Here is a 21784-nt window from a genome sequence, read left to right on the forward strand (position 1 = left end):
CATTGCGAAAATTATGGCTCTTGAGCTTACTAGTCGCATTACTTCTCTGTTCAGGTTGCTGGGACAAGAAGGAAATCAACGAACTGGCAATTGTAACCTCAATCGGCATCGACCGGGAACCATCGACTGGCATGTATATTGCTTATTACCAAGTAATCAACCCACCGGCCCTCTCCTCGAGGCAAGGTGGTGGATCCAAGGCATCGGTTTACACGTATCGTTTCAAGGAATATAGCTTGGGCCGGTTCATTCAGAAATCGAGCACGATGATGCCGCGTTTGCTTTTCACCTCACATTTGCATTGCTATATATTATCCGAAGAGGTGGCCCGTCATGGAATCATTGATATTCTCAACTACTTAGAAACGACTCCCGAATGGCGTATGAACGCTTATCTGTTTGTGACGGATTCCCCTCTACAGGCTGTAATGAACAGCTTTACGACACTTGAAAAAATGCCCGGTCGCCATGCCACCTCGCTTGTTCGCGTTCTGTCGCGGGGGTCCTTTGCGGGGGGCGTAGAGCCGATCCGTGTCAAAGACATCGTGACAGGTATGGAATTCCAATTGCCGACACTTATACCGATGATCCACTACCGCGGCAAACCGGCGGAAACTACCGAGAGATTGGAGCAGATTGACGCCAGCAAACAAGCGCCGTCCTTTTTTGAGGACAGCGCGGTGTTCTTCAAAGGACGCATGGAAGGACGCTTGGACAGTCAGAATAAATACTATTATCACATCCTGAACACGAAATATCGGAAATTCACAGAAACGGTTAAAGTAGGCGGAAGTTACGTCGACGTAGAGACGAATAATGTCCAAGTGAAACGGAAATGGGACCGATCCGCCAACCGTCTCAACATCCTCATTCATGCTGATCTCCGCATATTGAACAACCAACAAAATAGCAAATTAACGTTGCAAAACGTACATATGATCGAAAAGGCGTTTAATCGTGTCGTAGCGGACAAAGCGGAGAAGATGGTTGTGTTGGGAAGGCTAAAGAACTGGGATCTATTAGGCTTGCAGGATGAAGGGGCTACTTCGGATTCATGGCGGCAGACGTCGGTGAATTTCTCGGTTACATCTGACGTTACGACGACAGGCAACAAGAGTGATCCCTATACCAAGGAAGGCAAGGAGGGGTAAAGAGCATATGGAATCCGTCCGGCTCAACGCGTGGCAGTTTCACTTGTTGACGCAAATCTATGTCATCGGTACTGCGTTTATTTTGCTCCCCGGCCCGATCATCGCGAGTGCAAAACAATATGGGTGGATTGTCGTCATTTGGGCGACCTTGTATGGGCTGGTGCTTGCTTTCGGCTACTTGTACCTTGCAAAACTGTATCCAGGAAAGACACTTATCGAGATCGCCTTGCAGGCATTTGGCAAGTGGGCCGGCGGCCTCGTCTCGTTACTGTATATCGTTTTTTTCATCCAAATCGCTTCGTGGGTAACCCACAATCTTGGCGATTTCATGCATATTAACCTCATGCCACTTACACCTATTTCTATATTCCATATCATGATATTGCTCGTCAGTGCGTATGCCGTGTCGAAGGGGATCGAATCAATCGCCTTGGTGAACGAACTTCTGGTGCCTTACCTCTATTCAGCGTTCTGGGTTCCGATAGTTATCATGCTGCGGGAGTGGAAGTGGCGTTATTTTCACGTCGCCTACCCTTTCCATCTGAGCGACGTCGTTATTCAAACCCGATTCGTATTGGCGTTTCCCTTTATGGAGACGGTGGCGTTCTTGATGCTTATTCCATTCGTGCAGAGGAAAGTGAAAATCGCGTTTATTACGGGAATCGCTGTCGCCGGCGTAATGTTGACCGCTTGCGTCTTTATTTCGATTGGGGTTCTAGGCGTGTATCGCGGCCAACAATTGGTTTACCCAATCTTTTCGATGTTCCGCGAAATGAGATTTACCGGCTTCATCGAGCATTTGGAAGCGATACTTGCTGTGAATATTGTGCTGGTAGTATTTATTAAGCTGTGCATACTATTCTATTGCTCAATTTTGGGCGTCTGCCAGCTGTTCAAAATTGAGAAGCGAAACAGCGTAATTTATCCGATGATTTGGGTCATTTCTGCGTATTCGATGCTGTTTATGAATAACGTCGAAAATCTCGATTGGATAAAAAAATATTTGTTCGAATACTACTTCTTATTCGCCGTAGCTCTTCCTATCCTATTCATCGTCTCGGCCAAATGGAGAAATAACGGGCGGCGGATGAAGAAGGACGGCTCTGCATGACGATTTTGGTCGCCGTCTATGCCTTAACCATCGGAGTCGGTTATGCGATGCGAAAATTCGGGACATACAACGGCAAAGAGACTACAGTTTTCCTCTCAATCGCAACTATCGGAGCCGTTTTGTGGCTCAGTATCATTCTGCGTCATCCGTTAGATTTAAATGATGCGATCGGTTTCATCATCGAGCGGGTCCTGCGTTAAGTCTACATTAATTCTTCGGGATGAGAGAATGTATGAGTGGGAGGGGTGTAGGTGAGATGCCTGAAAAAACTAAATTTCCAAATTATTATTTTACGTAATCAAATATAAGGCCGGTATCCCCAAAGATGCCGGCTTCTTGTTGGTGGTCACAGATTTACTAATTTAAGCAATCGTTGGACACACTGGGGGAGTGTTCAGACCACAATTAACTGCAGTCAGACTCAATAATGGTTTGACTTATCAAAAACAAAATCTGATATTATGAGTCATTTGTTTATCCCGGCGTACGCAATAAACAACAAGAATGTCTTAGCGTACTTGATCCACGCCCTCGATGAATCGTTTTTTATCAACGAAGAAGAAGGAGTGGTATGTAAAACTGATTTTAATTCCAAGTACCAATCATGGAACCGTGCGAGATTAAATGTTCCCACTCACCGAACTCAGAAGCCTGATCGCATAAATTCACGAATGCTAATTAACACATTCAAGGATTACGAAAATCAGGAGTTCTATGACTACGAACATAAGATGGGTGCATATAGGAGAGAGAATCTTCATTCATTTGCGCTTATCGATAGATATTTCTGCGATGAACAACAAGAACTACTTGGGAGCTTCCTGCAAAATTCTTTCAACTTTCAAAGAGAGAAACCATTTGAGTTGAAATGGTTAGTACAGAAAGTTGCAGCTGCTTTTTTAACTAGTTCATTAAATGCATTTCGAATGTGTTCTGAAAGTGGAGCTAAACAAAAGCTTGCTCCAACTAGCAAACTCTACGAGTCTTTGGTTAATGACACAATACCATTCATTGTTATTAGGCATCCAAAAGATTTAGCGAGTAGAGTACCGATTACATTTTTTCAGTTCAAAAAGAACAATCATGAAACAATGAGAGATTTAGAATGTCCTAACCAGCAAAATAAAAAGATAAATCAAATGAAAGAAATAAGGCATACACCTCTAGCATATTCCATGAGATATTATGGATCAAATTATCCAGAAAATTTTAAAAGTGAATCTAGAGATATCGATAAGCATGTGTTAGGCCTATGTGCTCCCACTAAATACTTGAAATATTAAAGCCGCGCAACTCACTTGAGAAACGCGGCTTTTAAGATAGCAGCGCGCTAATCGGTCCCACTAAATACTTGAAATATTAAAGCCGTGCAACTCACTTGAGAAACGCGGCTTTATTCTGGATTTCGTCAAAAAGCTTAGAGATAGCAGCGCGCTAATCGGATAATGTTCTTGTCAGTTATCGGACAATGTTCTTGTCAATTCTCAGTGTCAAGAACTTGATCCGATTGCCGATTTGTGTCAAGAACATTGTCCGATTGCCGACAAGTGTAAAAGAGCGCGCTCAGCTAACGGGCAGGATTGCGTGGTAGTTCGGCTGATTTTCTGTTAAAGAAATAAACATACCAATAGTACTACAATCACTACAAACAAATAGTCTGTATGCTACTTCTGGAACAATTACAGGTTAGGGTATAATGTTCAGCGGAGGGCCCGTTCTTCGCCATGGAGGTAATATGACTACGTTAGCATATCAAGGTACCGCGTCCTCAATTGAAAAGTTAGATGAGATTATTGGCCACTTCGAATTGTAAAGCTAACGCACTTGGTTCTACATGCTCTTATTTGGGAGGGAATTGTTTGTTAAGTAACATAAAAGAACTTTTTGGCGATTTGGATTTCTTTTCAAAGCAAGTTGCTGAGGTAGATTTGTCAACAATTATGTTTGAACAATACAAATTCTCAATGGGATATATGATGATAGATACAATTTTTACAAAGTGCGACCAATTCTTAAATATTAAAGAAGCATTTGCAGCGTAAGATTAAAAAATGGGCATGTATATGATAAGTTTTTTTGTCAGAATGATGATTATTACTTCATATATGAATGGGGGATTTATGCTTAAACTAATACAGGAGGCTCACTATAAAGGTTTAACTCTGTAAAGAAGCAAATAACAATTTTTAATTTTCAACTATTGGAAGGTGATTAAAAAGTGAGGGCATTTTTGAAATTGACAAAGTATAAAAAGTGTAGGTTGTGGGTTGATGACTACGGATTCCCTGGAAGCAAGGATGTAGGGAAAATAATAGATAAAAATATCCCTTCTTCAATGCTAAAAAGAGATGTTGCAAGTAAGAATGTAATCGAAGTATCACTTCCAAGAAATACGAGCAATTATGCTCTAGTTGGGTTCGAGTTTATGCCTGACTTGGCAGGGAATATGACTGAAGTAAGTGTACACGTATCTAGTGAGCAAACAACCTACTCTAATGAAACTTTAGCTATATCAAATAATGTATTCTCTGGTATCCCAGACGAGTTTGCACTGAGTGTTCTGGAAAGTGCTATAGAAGCGATCAATGAAATAGGAGGCTTTTCACCTGGAAGGTTAATTTTCAACATTGGTGCATATTCAGATAGCGGTTCAAGTATTATGATTTTCAGGTTAGCCACATCTGCACTAATCAAAATTTCACAATTTGATATAGAGAACATGAGTGATGATTTATTGCAAGCTGAGCTCGAAACTCTTTTATCAATACGAGCTCAAAAATAGGTAGCCTGAGAGCTAGCTGCCCGAAGTTGCTTCTTTTTTTGTTAAAGTAACGGGAGGTTAGCGTAGAAATACCCTTCTCATGGATATCCAAAATATTATTGTAGGAGTGAATGTTCGCAGTTGACGACTTTAAACTGTTGTTGGAACAACTGTAGTAAATATAAAAGGTTAAGAACGGAGGTGCGTGGTAGAATGAAAATTATGTGCGAATGTGGTCATCCAATATGATACAACTGATTACTTGTCATATAAGGCTCATTTGATATCAGATCAAGATTGGTTTGATTTCTTGGATGAGATTGATTCTGCAATCGAAAAATCAGGACCATCAGAAATAGATAAAGAAAAAGCATTAATGAAAATTAGAACGTTATCATCCAATCTAACTAAAAAAGTATATCAATGTAATAAATGTGGGATTGTGTTTATTAATAATAATCGGCTGGAAGTGTTTTATACGAAAATGAATTCAACGCTTTAAAGTGACACAGTACGAAACGAAAAAAGAGAGCTCCATAGCACTTGTCTACCAAATTATGGATCAGGTTGTTGTTTCTGTTAGCTCGACTTGGTATCCCATTTCACGGATCTTTCGTACCCAGTAATCAACTGTTTTTTCTTTTGTATGGTGTCATAATTATTGAGAAAGTTTTCAGAGTTGTTGAGAATGGATTTTCTGAATTGATGAGAAAATATATAATTATGCATTGACAGCGATACGATTATTCATCAGCACAAAGGGAGTGAAGCCAATAAGCTCTAGAAAATAAACGGGTATTACTATTTCTTTCACAGCGAGGTTCGCCGTGAAGAAGGCGTTGAAGTCAGAGTCGTCATGATGTTAAGGGCAGAACATATTTATGGGCCCTATGAAGAAAAGGAGCTTATCCATACGCATGGGATGGAAATAGACCGAGAGCCGAATCAAGCGGAATGAGAGGTTGAAGCGGAAAATGTCTGATCATGAACAATATGCCGGTTACCTGTTCGTTTATTTTACCGATGATGGCAAAGGCGGCGGGGAGGAAATCTACTTTGCTTTAAGCAAGGGGAACGATCCGCTGCATTGGCAGGAGCTGAATGGCGGTGAACCCGTGCTTACTTCTCGATTAGGGGAAAAAGGTATACGCGATCCGTACATCATTCGATCTCCTCAAGGGGATAAGTTCTTCTTGCTGGGGACGGATCTCAAAGCGCACGAAGACGGTAATTGGCAGCGTGCGGTAACCGAAGGGAGCCGCTCCATCCTGATATGGGAATCGCAGAATCTGGTTCATTGGTCCGAGCAGAGGATGCTGGAAATTGCGCCTCCAGGTGCTGGTTGCACCTGGGCGCCGGAAGCGTTCTTTGATGTAGATTCGGAGCAGTTTTTCGTATATTGGGCCTCCAGGCTTGGAGAGCAAGAATCAGTAGGAGGTAAAGGCCGGTATCATCGCATACTAGTGGCGAGAACTAAGGATTTCGTGCATTTTTCGGAGCCGGAGGTTTATATCGACCTCGGGTTTTCGGTCATTGATACGACGGTGATTCGGGCAAATGAAAAGATATACGTACTTATTTATTGATGAGTATGGATTAAGAGGATATATACCGCTGGAGACGAAGGATTTGGATTCGGGCGAATGGAAAATGCCTGCGGAATTCTCGTTACCTACTATGCCTCGGCATGGATCCGTATTGCCTGTTACTCGCTCCGAATACGAGAGGTTGCTTTCCCAGTACGGCAAGGGACTCCAATAGCTTTTTGACGGTTCATTCACTCAAACAAATTCCGATACTCCGTTGGGGTTCTTTCTGCAACTTGTTTAAAAATTCTACTGAAATAATAAGGATCTGGATAGCCTACACGCTGAGAGATTTCTCTGATAGAGAGATTCTTTTCCTTTGTAAGCAAATATTTGGCGTGATTGATTCGCACTGTTGTCAAGTATTTGGAAGGTGGTCCCCCTGAATGTTTGATGAAAATTTTACTAAGATAAGAAGGATGAAAATTAAAGTGCCTGGAGATTGATTCCAGTGTAATTTCTTCATAAAAGTTTTCTTTTAAATATAGTTGAATCATCTTCACAATTTCTTCAGGTGCACGCATATTTTTCTCGGAAGAAGGCAGTGACTTAGGTAACTGCCTTTTGTTTTCAATCGACATCTTGATCTTGATTAGGACTTGTTCCAAATCGCTAGTTATGATCGGTTTCAACAAATATTCGTTTACGTTGAATTTAATAGCTTGACGAGCATAATCGAAATTGTTAAAGCCGCTGATGATCACCTTTTGGATGTGGGGAAATTGAAGCGACACATGCTTTAACAGCTCTAATCCATCAATGGCAGGCATTTGAATATCCGTAAATAAAACATCGACAGCATTATTTTCAAGAAATTTCAGCGCAGACAAGCCATCTTGAGCAGTACCAATGATGATAAAAGAAGGATCTAAAGATTGAATCTTTTTAACGATGTTATTCAAAATTAATTCTTCATCTTCAACAACAACCACGCGAATTTGTGTTGTATGCTCCAGGTTACCTCACCCCTTCAATTTTCCCTCCAACTCTTACCATCGCCCCGCCATCTAGTAGGTTAACGGTTTGCAAGCACATATCTGAACGGTAAGAAATTTTCAACCTGAGATAAATATTCAATAGCCCCATACCATCAAGCTGCAGGTCAGGAATTCGCCCAGACTGTTCGATTTCCTGAATCCGAGTATTGAACTCAGCCATGGCTATCTGATCAAATCCAGGTCCGTTATCGGTGACTTCCACGAACCAGTGGTCGTTCTCCTGATACCCTCTCACCTTAATCGTCCATGGTGGTAACAGTTTGGATGAGTACTTTAGTGAATTCTCAACAAGAGGTTGGATAATCAGTTTGGGAACGGGAATATTCCGCATATTCTCATTAATTTCTAATGTATATATAATGTTTTGTTTATGTCTTATTTTAATACATTGCAGGTACTTTTCGGTATAATCTAGTTCAGTTCCTAATGGGACAAGAGATGAATTATCAGCGGAAATGTATCTTAACATAATAGATAAATTCTCGATCATGTTTACGATTTGCTCATTCAAATTTTCCTCAGCCATGACGGAAATCGTAGTTAACGTATTGTATAAAAAATGAGGATTCATCTGTGATTGAAGCGCCAACATTTTGGCTTGCAGCTCCTGTAATTGAGACATAAGCAATTGATCCATGGAGTCTTTCAATCGTTCGCTCATCTTGTTAAAAGCGAACTGCAAGCGATCAAGCTCATTTAAACCGCTGTTTAGTTCCAGGTGTGTATTAGAGGTGATGTCTACTAAATTTGTGGATTTCATAGTGGCATGCATTCTTGCTATGGGCTTTGTGATTCGTTTAGCTGCAAGGTAAGAAAGCGAAATAGCAAGCAGCAGAATGGCGACACTAACCATGGCGATTTTCTTGGTAAAATCATATAAGGGGCCTAATAATTGCTGTTCGGAGACAATAAGAGCAATGTTCCAACCTGTGTATTCGGAATGAGAGATACTATAAATTTCTTTCTCATTTGTAATAGGGTTATGGATGTTACTCGTAGCCGAAAGGGAATTGGTTTGCAAAAGGCTAAAGTAAGAAATTAATTCCTTAGCTTTGGGGTCAATGGGATATATAATGTCCCCAACATCATTATATACAATAACCTTTTGCCCGTTGTTGTGCTTCATGTAATCATTAATGTTGGTAAATAATTTGTCTGCATCTTGCTTGACTTCTACGATACCTTCTGGGGTATTATTTGCGTCAAAAAACAACCGAACCAGTGAGATGGAATACGCATCCTTGGAGGATAAAAATAATGAAAGCTCATCATCCTTCTCAGGAATTGTGATGTATTTGCCTTTGGTATTTGCGAGCACCTCTTCATACCAAAGTTTATTAGGCAAGTTTATTTTAGTTCTCCGGTTGTCGATGCCGGATCCAAACATGTTTCCTTCTAAATCATATAAATTAATCTGCTTAACGGGGAGAGCAGGTCCATTCGCTGCAACTAAAATGTCTGCTAGATCTTTATTGTTATTGATCGAGTCACCAGATCCCTCAGTGAATTTGAGGAATCTGTCTTTCACTAAATTGGAATATAAAATATTTAAGGATACAGAGTCAATTCTTTTTATTTCTAGGTCTAATTTGTCCTGCATGGATTGTGAGAGATTATCAAGAGATTCAACAGCTTTTTTCTTTAATAAATCAGATGACCACATATAAAAAGGTGCAACCACTAACGCTAATACCACCATGATGATTAAGGAATAGGTCTGAAAAAGAACGAATCGAATTGTACGTTTGTGAATGACCATAGTCTCCTACTGAATAAATGGATAAGATTTTTATGTTTAGTTTGCGGTGTTTATAGTGAATTGTCAAAAGAAATTTGACGGAGGTAAAGAATGTCCAGTCATAAAGCACTGTAAATCCATGGAAGATGGAAATGAATTGCATATATAATGAAAGCGTAAACATTATCAATCACAAGTGAAAAGGGGAAACGAGACCAATGAAAAAAACATTTACGGTGATTGTGTCGATTGGGATTATGGCGTCTATGTTAGCAGGATGTGGAAGTAAAGAGGAGACCGTAACAGCAGCAGCTTCAAGCAGTGCTACCAATAGTGCGAAACCTACAGAAAAGCCTAAAGAAAAAGTTACACTGACCTACATGGCTAGCCAAGATTGGATAAAGGATTCCGAAATGCAGCTCGCAAAGAAGTTTGAAGCGGAGACAGGCATTCATATTGATTACCAAATCGTTCCAGCAGATCAGTATCAGAATATTTTAAAGACGAAACTCAATGCGAAGGAAGCCCCGGATATTTTCGGTGGACAGGACGGACAGCTTGATTTGAACAATTTGTACGGTGTCGAAAAAAATGCGGTTGATTTAAGTGGTGAAGAATGGATAAAACGAGAAGACCCTCTTTTTGTAGAAGAAGGATCCTATAATAAAAAGGTGTATGCACTGACCATTTGGGATCCAAGTTATGACTGGGTTGTCGTATATAACAAAAAAATATATGAAAAGCTAAACCTAAAAGTACCGACTACTTTTGCTGATTTTAAAGCGGCATCAGAGAAGATCAAGTCTGCAGGCATGACGCCTATTTATGAACCAGTGTCTGATGGTTGGCATCATGTGCTTTGGTTTCCTGAGCTTGGGGCTAAATACGAAGAAGCAAATCCTGGATTAACGGATAAGCTAAATAGTAATAAGGAGCAATTCGCGAACGTACCGATTATGGAGCAGGCACTTACGCAACTCAATGAACTTGCGAAGTCAGGTTACATGGGAGATAACTACTTTTCAAATACGTACGCCGATACAGAAAAGAACATGGCAAGCGGCAAATTTGCTATGACAGTGTATAATCTTGGGCTGCCGGCGCAAATAGAAAAAGCGTTCCCAGAGGTTAAAGCGGATACATTTGGCTATTTCTTGATGCCGCTTGCTGACAATCAGATATTAAATGTGAACCCTGCTGCCCCAAGTAAATTTATTTATTCAGGATCCAAACATATTGATTTGGCAAAGAAATATTTCCAGTATCTTACGAAGCCAGAAAACTTGCAATTCTATTTGGATAACGAACCGAAGTTTTTAGCTTTGAATTTCAAAGATATTAAAAACCGTTACACACCTGATCAAAAGGCATTCTTCGATACGTATGGCAAAAAACAAGGCACCGTGTATCAAACATCCATTAGTTACCTAAATCCGCAATGGATGGATATGGGGAAAGACATATCAGCGATGTTTTCAGGGAAAATGCAGCCTAAGGATATTTTGAAAAGCATCGACAAAAGAAGAAGCGATGCCGCAAAAGCAGCGAAAGACCCTGCTTGGGCACAATAATTTGTCGAAAGTATAAATCAGAACAGCCCAGTGGATAGGATAATGCCTCTTGCTGGGTTGTTACTGAAGATAATATGGAGTGGAGAGTCCTACAATGAACAAACGCATATATCCATTTTATTTTTCAATTGGCGCATTGGTGCTGTATCTGCTCTTTTTTGTAATTCCAGGCTTTATGGGAATTTACTTTTCTTTTACGGATTGGAACGGTTATAGCGAAGGAATTGAATTCATTGGACTTGATAATTTTCGAACGATCTTCTCAGGGAATGAGAAATACGTATCATATTTGAATCATACAGTTACTTTCACGATAACAACGGCCATACTGAAAACGGGAATCGGGCTCTTCCTCGCTCTGATCTTAAATCATGGCATTAAAGGTAAAAATTTTCATCGTGTTGTTATATTTATGCCAGTTATCGTTCCTACTTTAATTGTAGGATTAATTTTTAAATCCGTATTGCATCCTGAAGTTGGATTAGTCAATGAGTTTTTAAGATCCATCGGTTTGGGATCTTTGGCTAAAAGTTGGCTGACGGATATCCATTTGGCGTTTAAATCCATTATTGCAGTCGATACCTGGAAAGGAGTCGGTTATATCATGGTCATTCTGCTGGCAGGTCTTCAAGCCATTCCGGATATGTACTATGAGGCTGCGGAAATAGACGGATCCAATTTCTGGAATAAATTCAGGCACATCATTATTCCACTATTGATGCCAGCGCTTACGGTTACGACGGTTCTTAATTTTATATATGGATTCAAAGTATTTGATATTGTGTACGCGCTTACGAATGGTGGACCGGGATACGAAACAGAAGTACTGTATACTGGTGTGTTTAAGGAATTTTCCCTCGGTCGTTATGGTGTAGGTACTGCTTTGTCTACAGTTATGTTTCTCGTTATGATCGTGATTGGCTTTTTTGCAGTCAAATGGATGAGCAAAGAAGATGAGGTGGGCAAATGAAGCTGAACATTGTGAAGAATGTTTTGAAAAATATGGCTGCTTGGATCGTGAGCATCATCACGCTAGCTCCACTCCTGTTAATTGTGATTAATTCTTTAAAGGATAAAACGCAGGCCAGCTCGATGGGTTTTGATTTGCCTAAACAACTACATTTCGAAAACTTTCTGGTCGTTATTGAAAAAGGGAAATTACTTCGTTCTCTCTTGAACAGCTTATTTTATACCGGAGCTTCTACGATTTTATGCATTTTATTAGCTGCTATGGCAGCCTATATTTACGCTAGAAATCGTTCAAGATGGAATCGCTTTTTTTACTATTTCTTAATTTTAGGCATTGCCATACCAATCAATTATTTTACATTAACCAAGATGATGCAAATGACTCATTTGATGAATACGCAAATCGGAATTATTATTCTGTACGCAGTCGTGCAACTTCCTTTCAGTGTATTTATTTTATATGGATTTGTGGGAACTGTCCCCAAAGAACTCGACGAATCCGGTATTATTGATGGTTGCAGCCCACTAAAGCTATTCTTCTCCATCATATTTCCATTATTAATGCCTGCTGTAGTGACAACATTTATTCTGGCTTTCATTAATTCATGGAATGAATTCTTACTTCCGCTTTACTTCTTAAACAATGCCAAACAGTGGCCCATGACGTTATCCGTCTATAATTTCTTCGGCCAATATCAAATGGACTGGAATCTAGTTAGTGCTGATATTGTAATGACCTGTCTGCCTGCTGTTATTTTGTATTTATTAGGTCAGCGATACATTATTTCAGGTATGACATCTGGCTCGGTAAAAGGTTAGTGGATACATATTTCTTTGACAAGGAGAATCATGATGCAAATCATTCGACATATTGTGCAGACAGATCGTCTGCTTTTAGAAACGACAAGCGGAAGAATCATGCTCGTGCCTTATTCCAACAAGATCATTAGGATTCGATATACATTGGATGCTGAATTTAGTACCCAAGAAAGTCTAATGATTACAGGCTTGCCTGATCCGAAGATTGCCTTCACCGTAGAAGATCGGGATAGCCATTTATTAGTTTCAACGGCTGATCTGACAATCCGTATCTTAAAGAAGACGGGGGCTTTTACATATCTGGATGCGTCAGGTGCTGTATTAACCAAAGAGCCAGATCGTAGAGGCAAAACGCTTGTCCCCATGGATGTTACGAAATCCGTGTTTGATGAATCCGCCAATTTTGAAGCTGGACAGGGAGCCGATGGCCTGCGTGTCCGAGCCGACAACGTGACCAAAGTGAGAGATCGAAAAGCATTTCATACAAAGCTTGAGTTTGAATGGATGGAAGATGAGGCTTTATACGGCTTGGGTTCGCACGAAGAAGGCGTAATGAATTTGCGGGGAACGCATCAATACTTATATCAACAAAATATGAAGGCGGTTGTTCCCGTTCTTGTTTCTACGCGTGGATACGGCATTGTAGTGGACAGCTATTCCATGATGACGTTTCGTGATGATGCTTTTGGTTCCTATTTATGGACTGAAGTGGACGATGAAATGGATTATTATTTCATTCATGGTCCGGAGATGGACAGTATCGTGTATGGGATCCGTCAATTAACTGGAAAAGCGCCGATGCTGCCCAAGTGGTCGTTCGGTTATGTCCAGTCCAAAGAACGTTATACGTCGCAAGAAGAATTGATAGCCGTTGTTCGCGAGTATCGTGAACGGGGACTGCCGCTTGATTGCATTGTGCTGGATTGGAAGTCCTGGACTGGGGAACTCTGGGGTCAGAAAACGCTCGATCCTGAGCGTTTCCCTGATCCGAAAGCCATGGTGGAAGAGCTTCACGGGATGAATACGCGATTGATGGTTTCGATCTGGCCCATTATGAATCCACAGAGCGATAACAATAAGGAAATGAATGAAAATGGATGTTTGCTTGGAAATCAGGCAACGTATGACGCTTTTCAGGAAAAAGGTAGACAATTGTACTGGAAGCAGGCAAATGAGGGTCTTTTTGCACATGGCATTGATGCTTGGTGGTGTGATTGCACAGAGCCTTTCGAAGCAGATTGGCATGGATCTATCAAGCCTGAGCCAGAACAACGGATGCAGATTAACACAGAAGAAGCGAAGCTTTATCTTGATCCGGAGTTCATTAATGCTTATTCCTTGCTACATTCTAAAGGCATTTATGAAGGACAACGCCGAACCACTGAGAGCAAACGGGTCGTAAATCTGACACGTTCAGCTTATGCAGGTCAGCATCGTTATGGAACGGTAACATGGTCGGGAGACATTGCGGCAAATTGGGAGACGCTGCGGAAGCAAATCCCCGCTGGATTGAATTTTTGCGCAACAGGATCGCCATATTGGACCGTGGATATCGGAGCTTTCTTTGTCCAGAATAAACCTGACCTGTGGTTTTGGAATGGGGATTACGACGCAGGCGCCCAGGATATGGGGTACCGAGAATTGTATGCCCGCTGGTTCCAGTACGGTTCGTTTCTTCCTATGTTCCGTTCCCATGGAACGGATACCCCAAGGGAGGTATGGAGATTTGGTGAGCCAGGTGAGCCTGTATACGATGCCATTGTAAAATTCCTCCGCCTTCGATACGAATTAATGCCATACATTTATTCCTTATCTGCCCACGTTCATCAACATGATTATACCTTAATGCGAGCGTTGTCATTTGACTTCAGGCACGATCCGAACACGTATAACATTGGAGATCAGTTTATGTTTGGTCCTGCTTTTTTAGTAAATCCAGTCACTGAGCCCATGTACTACAATAGTAATTCTGAAGTGCTAGAAGGTGTGAAGAAAACCAGAGATGTTTATTTGCCAACAGGAACGGCGTGGTACGATTTCTGGACCAGTCGCATCTTTGAAGGTGGGCGAATGATAGAAGCTGAGGCTCCACTTGACCGTATACCGCTTTATGTGAAGGCTGGATCGATCGTGCCTATGGGCGGGAGTATTCAGTTTGCTGAAGAACGTACTGATGATAATAGACACATTCGTGTCTACACGGGGCAACACGTTTCATTCGATTACTATGAAGACGAAGGAGACAATTATAACTATGAAAAGGGTGTTTATGCTTTAATTCCTATGGTGTGGGATGAGGAGAACCGAACTTTCATTATCAAAGAGCGGGAAGGCACTTATCCCGGGATGAGCACAAATCAGTCATTTAACATAACATTTTTTGGTGTTAATGATGGTGATGGATCTCTCAAAGAGGCAGAGAAGAAAACGCAAATTCACTACACAGGAAACTACATAGAAATCACGCTAAAAGACTTGTAAGATGCGTTTTTTGGAAAAAAAGGGGGATAGATGGATATAAATGAAAACGAACATAACGAAATGCATGAATGTAAGCCTACAAGTATGACACAGGCGATACTGGATGGATAAACCTTGATAATATATGGGTTCAGTAATCGCAGCTAAATGGCAACAATGATTTCAGTATGGTCGTAATGTAAGAACCAGTAAAGGATTGAACGGGCAGAAAAGAGAGATTTAAACTTCTATTGGTATTACGCTCAAGTAATTTACCAAATTGTACTTGGGCTTTTCCTTGTCTTACCTTGGAATTCTAATACTATGTCCAATCAATGTTCCTACAAAATTCCTTCTGGCCGTATTATTGTCTCTGTACGAAATAGTCGTGAAAAACTACAATGAACTCAGAAATGATATCGCTTACAAAACACTGTTAAGTTCGTAATGGAAGGGGGTGATTCGAACAAAACTCCTACTGGCGTGCTATCCAGAACAGTTTATAAATTTCAAATCCAAGGAGGTTTTATGAAAGTGAGAAAAAGAGCATTCATTTGGATTATGACTTTGGTAATGGTATTTTCCATGATACCATTTTCAGGGTCGGTAGTCGCGGCTGCCAGTGCGCCAAGTGCAACTATCTATGTTGCTACAAATGGCAATGATAACACAGGTGACGGAACACAAGCAAAGCCGTACAAAACGCTTGCCAAGGCAAAAACAGTAGTAAGGACTCTGCCTAAGACCGGCGGTGATATCGTCGTTCAAATTGCGGATGGATATTATTCGCTTGATGAAACCCTAGTTTTTAACAAGGATGATTCCGGAAGTGCAAGTAGCACGATTCTCTATGAGGCGGCGCCGGGTGCGAAGCCGGTAATCAGCGCCGGTGAAATGTTGAAAAAAGGCGTATGGACAGAAGCTGTTGGCCTTACCCAGACTGGCGGTTTAAAGGCGTATAAAACGACCCTTAACCGGAGCGATAAGTTACGCGCGATCTATGTAAACGATAAGATCGCCAATATGACGCTGAGCTCGCAAATAGGTTCGGCCAACAGAACCGTCACCGGCACCCCCACAGCCAGCTTTACCGCTGCCAATAACCCTTGGGCGTGGCAGAACGGCAGCAACATCCGGGCGGCTATCGTATTCGATGCCAGCGTAGGTCTGACGACGGCAACGAAAAACCCCCAAAACATCGAAGCCGAAAGCGTGGGCGGCTCCACCGCCAGATGGGCGAGGCCTTTTGTCACCTTCGCGTCGATCGAACAGGCGCCGGCAGCCAGCAGCAAGCCCGGCGGTGTCATGCTCCGGTTCCAGATGCCGTATGGGGCGATTTCACAGTCTTTGGGTAATAACACGCAATACAATCCAGATAACAATCAAGTAATCCGCAACGCTTTCGAGTTCTTCAACAAACGCGGAGATTTCTATTTCGACCAGGCGGAAAGCACGCTTTATTACATCCCGCTTGTAGGCGAGGATATCAATACCGCCGACGTGGTCATTCCAAGGCTTGAGAAGGTCCTCGACATAAGAGGGATCCCTGTTGGAGATCGGTTGAACCCTGTTGAGGGCTCGGATAATGGACGTGTCAAAAACATAACCTTCAATGGGCTGAAGTTTGCCCATACCGACTACAAACTGTATGAACTGACGGGCACATATACACTTAGCGACGGATCCGGTCCGGTAACGACCACTTCCCGCGGCTACGCGTCCGTTCAGGGCTCTATCGTGAACACAGTTTACTTCCCCAGCAGCATAAACTGGCATGAGACTTTCTACCGAGGGTATGACATACCGCCGGCAGCGGTAATGATCAACGCGGCGAGGAACATCAAAGTTCTGAACGGCGAGATCGGGCTTACCGGATTTAATGGCATCCATGTGGAAAACGATGTCAAGGATATCGAAGTCACGGGCAACTATATCGCAAATACGCTCGCTTCCGGCGTTGTAATCGGACATCCGCAGCATATCTATGAAAACGATGAGCCGATTAAGCATGAATCTAGCACGTCAATAAAGGACTGGGCCGGCGTTGATAAGGAAAAATTTAAGGCGGGTACGGAAGCCGTGCCGGAGAATATTTATATTACAAATAACTTTTTGTACAGGAACTGCTACGGATTCCCGGGCGCCAACTCACTAACCTCTTTCTACACAACTAACATGCAGGTACTGCACAACTACATTTATGACTCCACTTACGGCGCCATGAGCATCGGCTGGGGCTGGGACGAATACGATGGGTTCGGCTTTACCGCCCAAGGTACCAACAAGAACGGCGGCCCTTACCAAGGTACGCATGAAACGAGTCTCGCGAGGTCTCCAGTGATCACTACGACCTCCAGGAATAACAAAATAAACTATAACCGGGTAGAGGAAATTTGCACGGTAGTTAACGACTCCGGAGCCATTTACTCACTGGGACGGCAGGGCGATCCGGGTAAATTGCCGGGCGGAGGGACATGGGACACCATCAACAATTTGACAAACAACCCCGTCACCGACAAGAATAGTAACTGGCATTCTGACAACTGGACGAATTTCACTGAGATGAACTACAACTTCCTTGACCCGAATCCAACTGGCAAACCCACGACCTCCAACAACTGGACGAACGGGTTCCATCCCGACGAAGGCAGCACGTTCATCAAGATGATAGGCAACGTCGTGCAGTCAAAGCTCTCCCATGCCGTCGGACAGAGCCGTCTTTTTGAGTTTAACAACTGGAAGCGCAAAAGCGATATGATTGCCGTCGAAGGTTACGTGGACGGGAATAACGATCAGAATGGCGGCCCTAGGATTACTTACAACAATTACAAAAGCGAAGCCCGCATTTGGCCGGTTAAGGGCAACGAAATCGTTTTGAATTCGGGTCTTACCAACGAATACACTCATATGATCCCAAGAAGCCTCATTGCCGATACCGAGTTTGAGCTGGCTTCCAACGTCATCGTGGGTGTAGGCGGTAAAAATGTGAGCCGCAGGGGTCTGCTAAAAGCTGAAGACACTGTTTGGCTCGCGCCCGCGAACACAACTGTCTTTAAAGAAGGCATTACTATGACAAAAGCTGCCGGCAACGCAAAGACAGTCAACACTCCACCTGCCGCAGGACAATACAAACTATATATCGTATATGGAGACGGCAGAAACACGGCCACTTCCAAGTATACGCTATACGTCGACGCGAGCGAGTCAGCAACCAATGTGGAAAATGGGAAAAGCTACGAAGTTTCAGCGGTACGGCCACTTAAACTGACTTTGAGTAATGAATACACCTTTACGCTTAACGGCAAGCCCGTGGCGAATGGGTACGAAATCCGCACCGCAGGAAGCTGGACCTTGGTAGGCAGCACTTCGACGCCTTCAATAACCCTCAACTTTACCACCACAGTATCGGTGGCAAATAGGCTGCTCCCGGCTGACGTGTCAGTAGCCCCCGGCGGGAAAGTCAGGTTTGGGTACGATTTGGACGACGCCACAAAACAGATATGGATTTCCTCGTCGAGCGACGGAAATTTTATTGAAAGCGACAAAGAAACAATGGCCTCCGGCAACATGATAGAGATGACCGCGCCCAAGTTGCCCGGTCCATACATTATTTATGTACGGTCGAATGAAGGCGATGTACTCAGCCAGTCGCACGCTCGTGTTGTGGTGCGCGATATGACGCCTGCCGATATTCCTAGAAGTGGTCTTGACTTATGGCTCAAGGCCGATGAGGGCGTGGAAAAAGATAGCAGCGGCAACGTGACTGGATGGACAAATATGGGAAGCGTCCCGGCGAAGCTTGTCCCGGCGAACGTCCCCGGTAGCGGCGGCGATAATCTTGGAACACCAAACGGCAACCCCACGCTAAAGAACGATGGATACGACTATGTAGAATTCGCCGCGATGTCAAGGCCGCTAAAAGCTGCAGGCTTTAAAAATTATAACGGCAGTACGCAGATGACGATATACGCGCTGGTTAGACCAACAACCACAGCCAACAACTCCAGCGACCAAAATGGCCTTGTTTATTTCGGATTGAACGAGGCTTACCAAACTTGGGCCGCCAACAGCGGTTGGAGCGGTATTAATCTGGGTGTAGGAACAAACAGAGTTAACATCCGCTTTGGTAACGCGGATGGCGGCGTATCGGGCGGCGGGCAACAAATTACAACAACAGCCACTGACGGTCTGGCCAGCGTTCGGGCGCAGCTAAACGGAACCAATAGAGCCGTTTTTGTTAATAACAACGTCATCGGCACTGGAACCAACGCTAAGGCGCTTTTAGGGAACAGCTCGGATCTGGGCGTAGGTTACACGATGGCGGCTACAACCCCCTACCGCTTCCTGGGCGGAGTCTTGCAGATTCTCATCTACGACAGGGTGCTGACAGCTGACGAAATTACGAAAGTAGAAACATATTTTAACAATGTCAAAGCCGGCCGTGGTGGACCCGCGAACCCAATTGTCTCAGCGATCGACAAAACCCTGCTGACCGCCTTGATTGAGGCCGCCAATAACAAGGAAGTTATGATTTATACAAGCAATTCATGGAACGCTTTTGCAAGCGCATTAAGTGAGGCCAAAACTGCCGCCTCAAATGGTGAGATCGGGCAGGCAGCAGTGGACAATTCATATTACGCGCTGCGTAACGCGATCAAAGCGCTTCAACTGTTACCCAGCGGAGTTGGGACCGCCGTATACGGTACGCCTGTTCTCGGCGGCTCCGAGCTCGACCCACTCTGGAATAAGACCGCCACGCTGCCGATCCTTAAGCATCTGACAATGGTGAACGGTCCGACGGACGGCTCCGCTAAAGTGCTATGGGACGATACTTACCTGTATGTTCTGGTGCGTGTAAAATCCCCTGAGCTGAACAGCAGCAGCAGCAACGCGTGGGAGCAGGACTCGGTCGAGATCTTTGTGGATGAGACCAACAGTAAACAAACCTCCTACGGCACAGGTATGGGACAATACCGTATTAACTATCTTAATGTGAAAAGCTTTAATCCAGGCAGTGTCAGTGCGGGTTTTGAGTCTTTTGCCAAAGTCGTGGATGGCGGTTATTACATTGAAACTAAGATCCCCTTTAAAGCTGCTGTTCCTGCGGTTGATCATGTAATTGGATTTGATTTGCAGATCAATGACGCGAAAGCAACTGGTGGCCGTAAGGACATTATCATGTGGCACGACGTGACCGGACAGTCCTATGCTAACGGTTCACAATGGGGTGTGGTTACACTTGTGGGCAAGCCGCCGGCGGTCTCCGGCGCGGCCGGAGCGACCTCCATCACGACGAAAAACGGCACGCTGCAAATGTTGGCGGGAGTGCCCGTCGTATGGTCGGTAACCGCAGAAGACGGTTCGGAGACAAATGCGGCGATCATCAGCGAGACGGGATTGCTGTCGGCCAAAAAGAACGGCGTCGTGAAAGTAACGGCGAAAGCCAGCGGGTCCAGTTTGAGCGGCAGCGCGCTGATCTCAATCAGCGGTCAAGAAGCTGATATGACCCCGCCGACAACGGCCGATGATGCACCGATCCATTGGGTTAATCATGATGCAGTGGTCAATCTGACGGCAACTGACAGCGGGTCTGGCGTCGGAGAGACGTATTACACGATAGATGGCGGAGTTCAACAGGCAGGAACGACAGTGTACATTGTCGGCGAAGGCACTCATTCCCTCGTCTATTGGAGCGTGGATAACGCTGGCAATGTGGAACAGCCGCATACGGCTGCAGCGAACATTGACATGACGGCGCCTGTTACAGCCTTATCTGTCAATCCTGAAGCTCCTGACGGCAGCAATGGCTGGTATGCACACGCTGTAACGGTAAGCTTTAGCGCAGCCGATAATCTCTCAGGTGCGGCCAAGACGGAGTACAGCCTGGACGGCGGCAGCACATGGTTAACCTATACGGCTCCGGTAACGCTTAGCCAAGACAACAAATATACCGTGAGCTACCGTTCGACGGACAATGCCGGCAATGTGGAAGCAGCGAGAACGATCAGCTTCAACCTGGATCAGGCCGCTCCGACGATTACGGTATCCGGCCTAGTATACGGCTCGTACAGCGATTCCATGGATATCACGCCAATCCTGACGCTCAGCGATAACTTGTCCGGAGTGGACAGCAGCAAGACAACGGTCACGCTGGATACAAATGGCGTACAGCAAGGAGCGACGATTCCACTCTATACGCTGCCTTTCGGTTCGCACATGCTGATCGTGACGGCAAGCGATCTGGCAGGGAATACGAGTAGCCGGACGATCGCGTTCCAGACGACTGCCAGTATCCAATCCTTGCAAGCTATGGTCTCACGCTTTAAGAATGCCGGATGGATCGATAACGCAGGCATTGCGAACAGCTTGCAGAGCAAGCTCACTGCAAACAGTCTGGCCGATTTCGTGAGCGAAGTTCAGGCGCAAAGTGGCAAGCATATCTCTGCGCAAGCCGTAGGCTACTTGCTCAGGGATGCCTGGTATTTGTTACCCAAACACTAAGAGAGTATTGGCCGTCTTCCGTGAACTGACGAATCAAGCTGCGTAATGTAAGAGAGTTTTGCTGTTCTCCCCCCTCTTATGTAGACGAAATAGAGAAAATTTCCAAAAGCGCGAGAGGG

Annotated in this window: 15 protein-coding genes; 13 read left to right on the forward strand and 2 right to left on the reverse strand. The window is 43.9% G+C overall.

Features of this window, described 5'->3' with window-relative positions; genetic code table 11:
- Positions 1-2: 2 nt before the first annotated feature.
- From QFZ77_RS22760 to QFZ77_RS22795, 8 genes are all read left to right on the forward strand, one after another.
- Positions 3-1151, forward strand: a complete 1149-nt coding sequence (locus QFZ77_RS22760; RefSeq protein WP_307442871.1) for a Ger(x)C family spore germination protein — start codon at positions 3-5, stop codon at positions 1149-1151.
- Between the two features lie 7 nt (positions 1152-1158).
- Positions 1159-2262, forward strand: a complete 1104-nt coding sequence (locus tag QFZ77_RS22765; protein ID WP_307442873.1) for a GerAB/ArcD/ProY family transporter — start codon at positions 1159-1161, stop codon at positions 2260-2262.
- Positions 2259-2462, forward strand: a complete 204-nt coding sequence (locus QFZ77_RS22770; protein ID WP_307442875.1) for a hypothetical protein — start codon at positions 2259-2261, stop codon at positions 2460-2462. The genes QFZ77_RS22765 and QFZ77_RS22770 overlap by 4 nt, the downstream gene beginning before the upstream one ends.
- Before the next feature lie 663 nt (positions 2463-3125).
- The gene (locus QFZ77_RS22775; RefSeq protein ID WP_307442876.1) at positions 3126-3545 is read left to right on the forward strand and encodes a hypothetical protein; all 420 of its coding nucleotides are present in this window, start codon (positions 3126-3128) and stop codon (positions 3543-3545) included.
- Between the two features lie 576 nt (positions 3546-4121).
- A complete protein-coding gene (locus tag QFZ77_RS22780) occupies positions 4122-4304 on the forward strand; it encodes a hypothetical protein (RefSeq protein WP_307442878.1) in 183 nt (60 codons plus the stop codon).
- Positions 4305-4492: 188 nt separating this feature from the next.
- Entirely contained in the window at positions 4493-5044 is a 552-nt protein-coding gene (locus tag QFZ77_RS22785; protein WP_307442880.1) for a hypothetical protein, read from the forward strand.
- A gap of 953 nt (positions 5045-5997) precedes the next feature.
- On the forward strand, positions 5998-6609 hold the full coding sequence (locus tag QFZ77_RS22790) for a glycoside hydrolase family 43 protein (RefSeq protein WP_307442882.1): 612 nt from the start codon (positions 5998-6000) through the stop codon (positions 6607-6609).
- A complete protein-coding gene (locus tag QFZ77_RS22795) occupies positions 6581-6784 on the forward strand; it encodes a glycoside hydrolase family protein (RefSeq protein WP_307442884.1) in 204 nt (67 codons plus the stop codon). Before QFZ77_RS22790 ends, QFZ77_RS22795 begins: the two co-directional genes overlap by 29 nt.
- A 16-nt stretch (positions 6785-6800) precedes the next feature.
- On the opposite strand, the gene QFZ77_RS22800 is transcribed toward QFZ77_RS22795, so the two are convergent.
- Positions 6801-7541: a response regulator transcription factor gene (locus QFZ77_RS22800; protein WP_307442885.1), complete on the reverse strand. Its 741-nt coding sequence runs from the start codon at positions 7539-7541 to the stop codon at positions 6801-6803.
- Positions 7542-7566: 25 nt separating this feature from the next.
- Entirely contained in the window at positions 7567-9366 is a 1800-nt protein-coding gene (locus QFZ77_RS22805) for a sensor histidine kinase (protein WP_307442886.1), read from the reverse strand.
- Positions 9367-9563: 197 nt separating this feature from the next.
- Between QFZ77_RS22805 and QFZ77_RS22810 the strand changes: the two genes are divergently transcribed.
- The 5 genes from QFZ77_RS22810 to QFZ77_RS22830 all read left to right on the forward strand — a co-directional run bounded on the left by QFZ77_RS22810 (position 9564) and on the right by QFZ77_RS22830 (position 21665).
- Complete coding sequence (locus tag QFZ77_RS22810; protein WP_307442888.1) at positions 9564-10916, forward strand: ABC transporter substrate-binding protein; 1353 nt, start codon at positions 9564-9566, stop codon at positions 10914-10916.
- Between the two features lie 94 nt (positions 10917-11010).
- A complete protein-coding gene (locus QFZ77_RS22815; protein ID WP_307442890.1) occupies positions 11011-11886 on the forward strand; it encodes a carbohydrate ABC transporter permease in 876 nt (291 codons plus the stop codon).
- A complete protein-coding gene (locus QFZ77_RS22820; RefSeq protein ID WP_307442891.1) occupies positions 11883-12704 on the forward strand; it encodes a carbohydrate ABC transporter permease in 822 nt (273 codons plus the stop codon). Before QFZ77_RS22815 ends, QFZ77_RS22820 begins: the two co-directional genes overlap by 4 nt.
- Positions 12705-12734: 30 nt before the next feature.
- On the forward strand, positions 12735-15185 hold the full coding sequence (locus tag QFZ77_RS22825; protein ID WP_307442893.1) for a glycoside hydrolase family 31 protein: 2451 nt from the start codon (positions 12735-12737) through the stop codon (positions 15183-15185).
- A 462-nt stretch (positions 15186-15647) separates the two neighbouring features.
- Positions 15648-21665, forward strand: a complete 6018-nt coding sequence (locus QFZ77_RS22830) for a sugar-binding protein (protein WP_307442894.1) — start codon at positions 15648-15650, stop codon at positions 21663-21665.
- Positions 21666-21784 lie beyond the last annotated feature (119 nt).

It is taken from the genome of Paenibacillus sp. V4I3, assembly GCF_030817215.1.
Classification (GTDB): Bacteria; Bacillota; Bacilli; order Paenibacillales; family NBRC-103111; genus Paenibacillus_E.

What these genes read in the sequence shown, in the direction of transcription:
- QFZ77_RS22805 (WP_307442886.1), bottom strand. Translation starts at nt 9,366, where the DNA reads ATGGTCATTCACAAACGTACAATTCGATTCGTTCTTTTTCAGACCTAT.
- QFZ77_RS22770 (WP_307442875.1), top strand. Translation starts at nt 2,259, where the DNA reads ATGACGATTTTGGTCGCCGTCTATGCCTTAACCATCGGAGTCGGTTAT.
- QFZ77_RS22765 (WP_307442873.1), top strand. Translation starts at nt 1,159, where the DNA reads ATGGAATCCGTCCGGCTCAACGCGTGGCAGTTTCACTTGTTGACGCAA.
- QFZ77_RS22825 (WP_307442893.1), top strand. Translation starts at nt 12,735, where the DNA reads ATGATGCAAATCATTCGACATATTGTGCAGACAGATCGTCTGCTTTTA.
- QFZ77_RS22815 (WP_307442890.1), top strand. Translation starts at nt 11,011, where the DNA reads ATGAACAAACGCATATATCCATTTTATTTTTCAATTGGCGCATTGGTG.
- QFZ77_RS22820 (WP_307442891.1), top strand. Translation starts at nt 11,883, where the DNA reads ATGAAGCTGAACATTGTGAAGAATGTTTTGAAAAATATGGCTGCTTGG.
- QFZ77_RS22810 (WP_307442888.1), top strand. Translation starts at nt 9,564, where the DNA reads ATGAAAAAAACATTTACGGTGATTGTGTCGATTGGGATTATGGCGTCT.
- QFZ77_RS22790 (WP_307442882.1), top strand. Translation starts at nt 5,998, where the DNA reads ATGTCTGATCATGAACAATATGCCGGTTACCTGTTCGTTTATTTTACC.
- QFZ77_RS22795 (WP_307442884.1), top strand. Translation starts at nt 6,581, where the DNA reads ATGAAAAGATATACGTACTTATTTATTGATGAGTATGGATTAAGAGGA.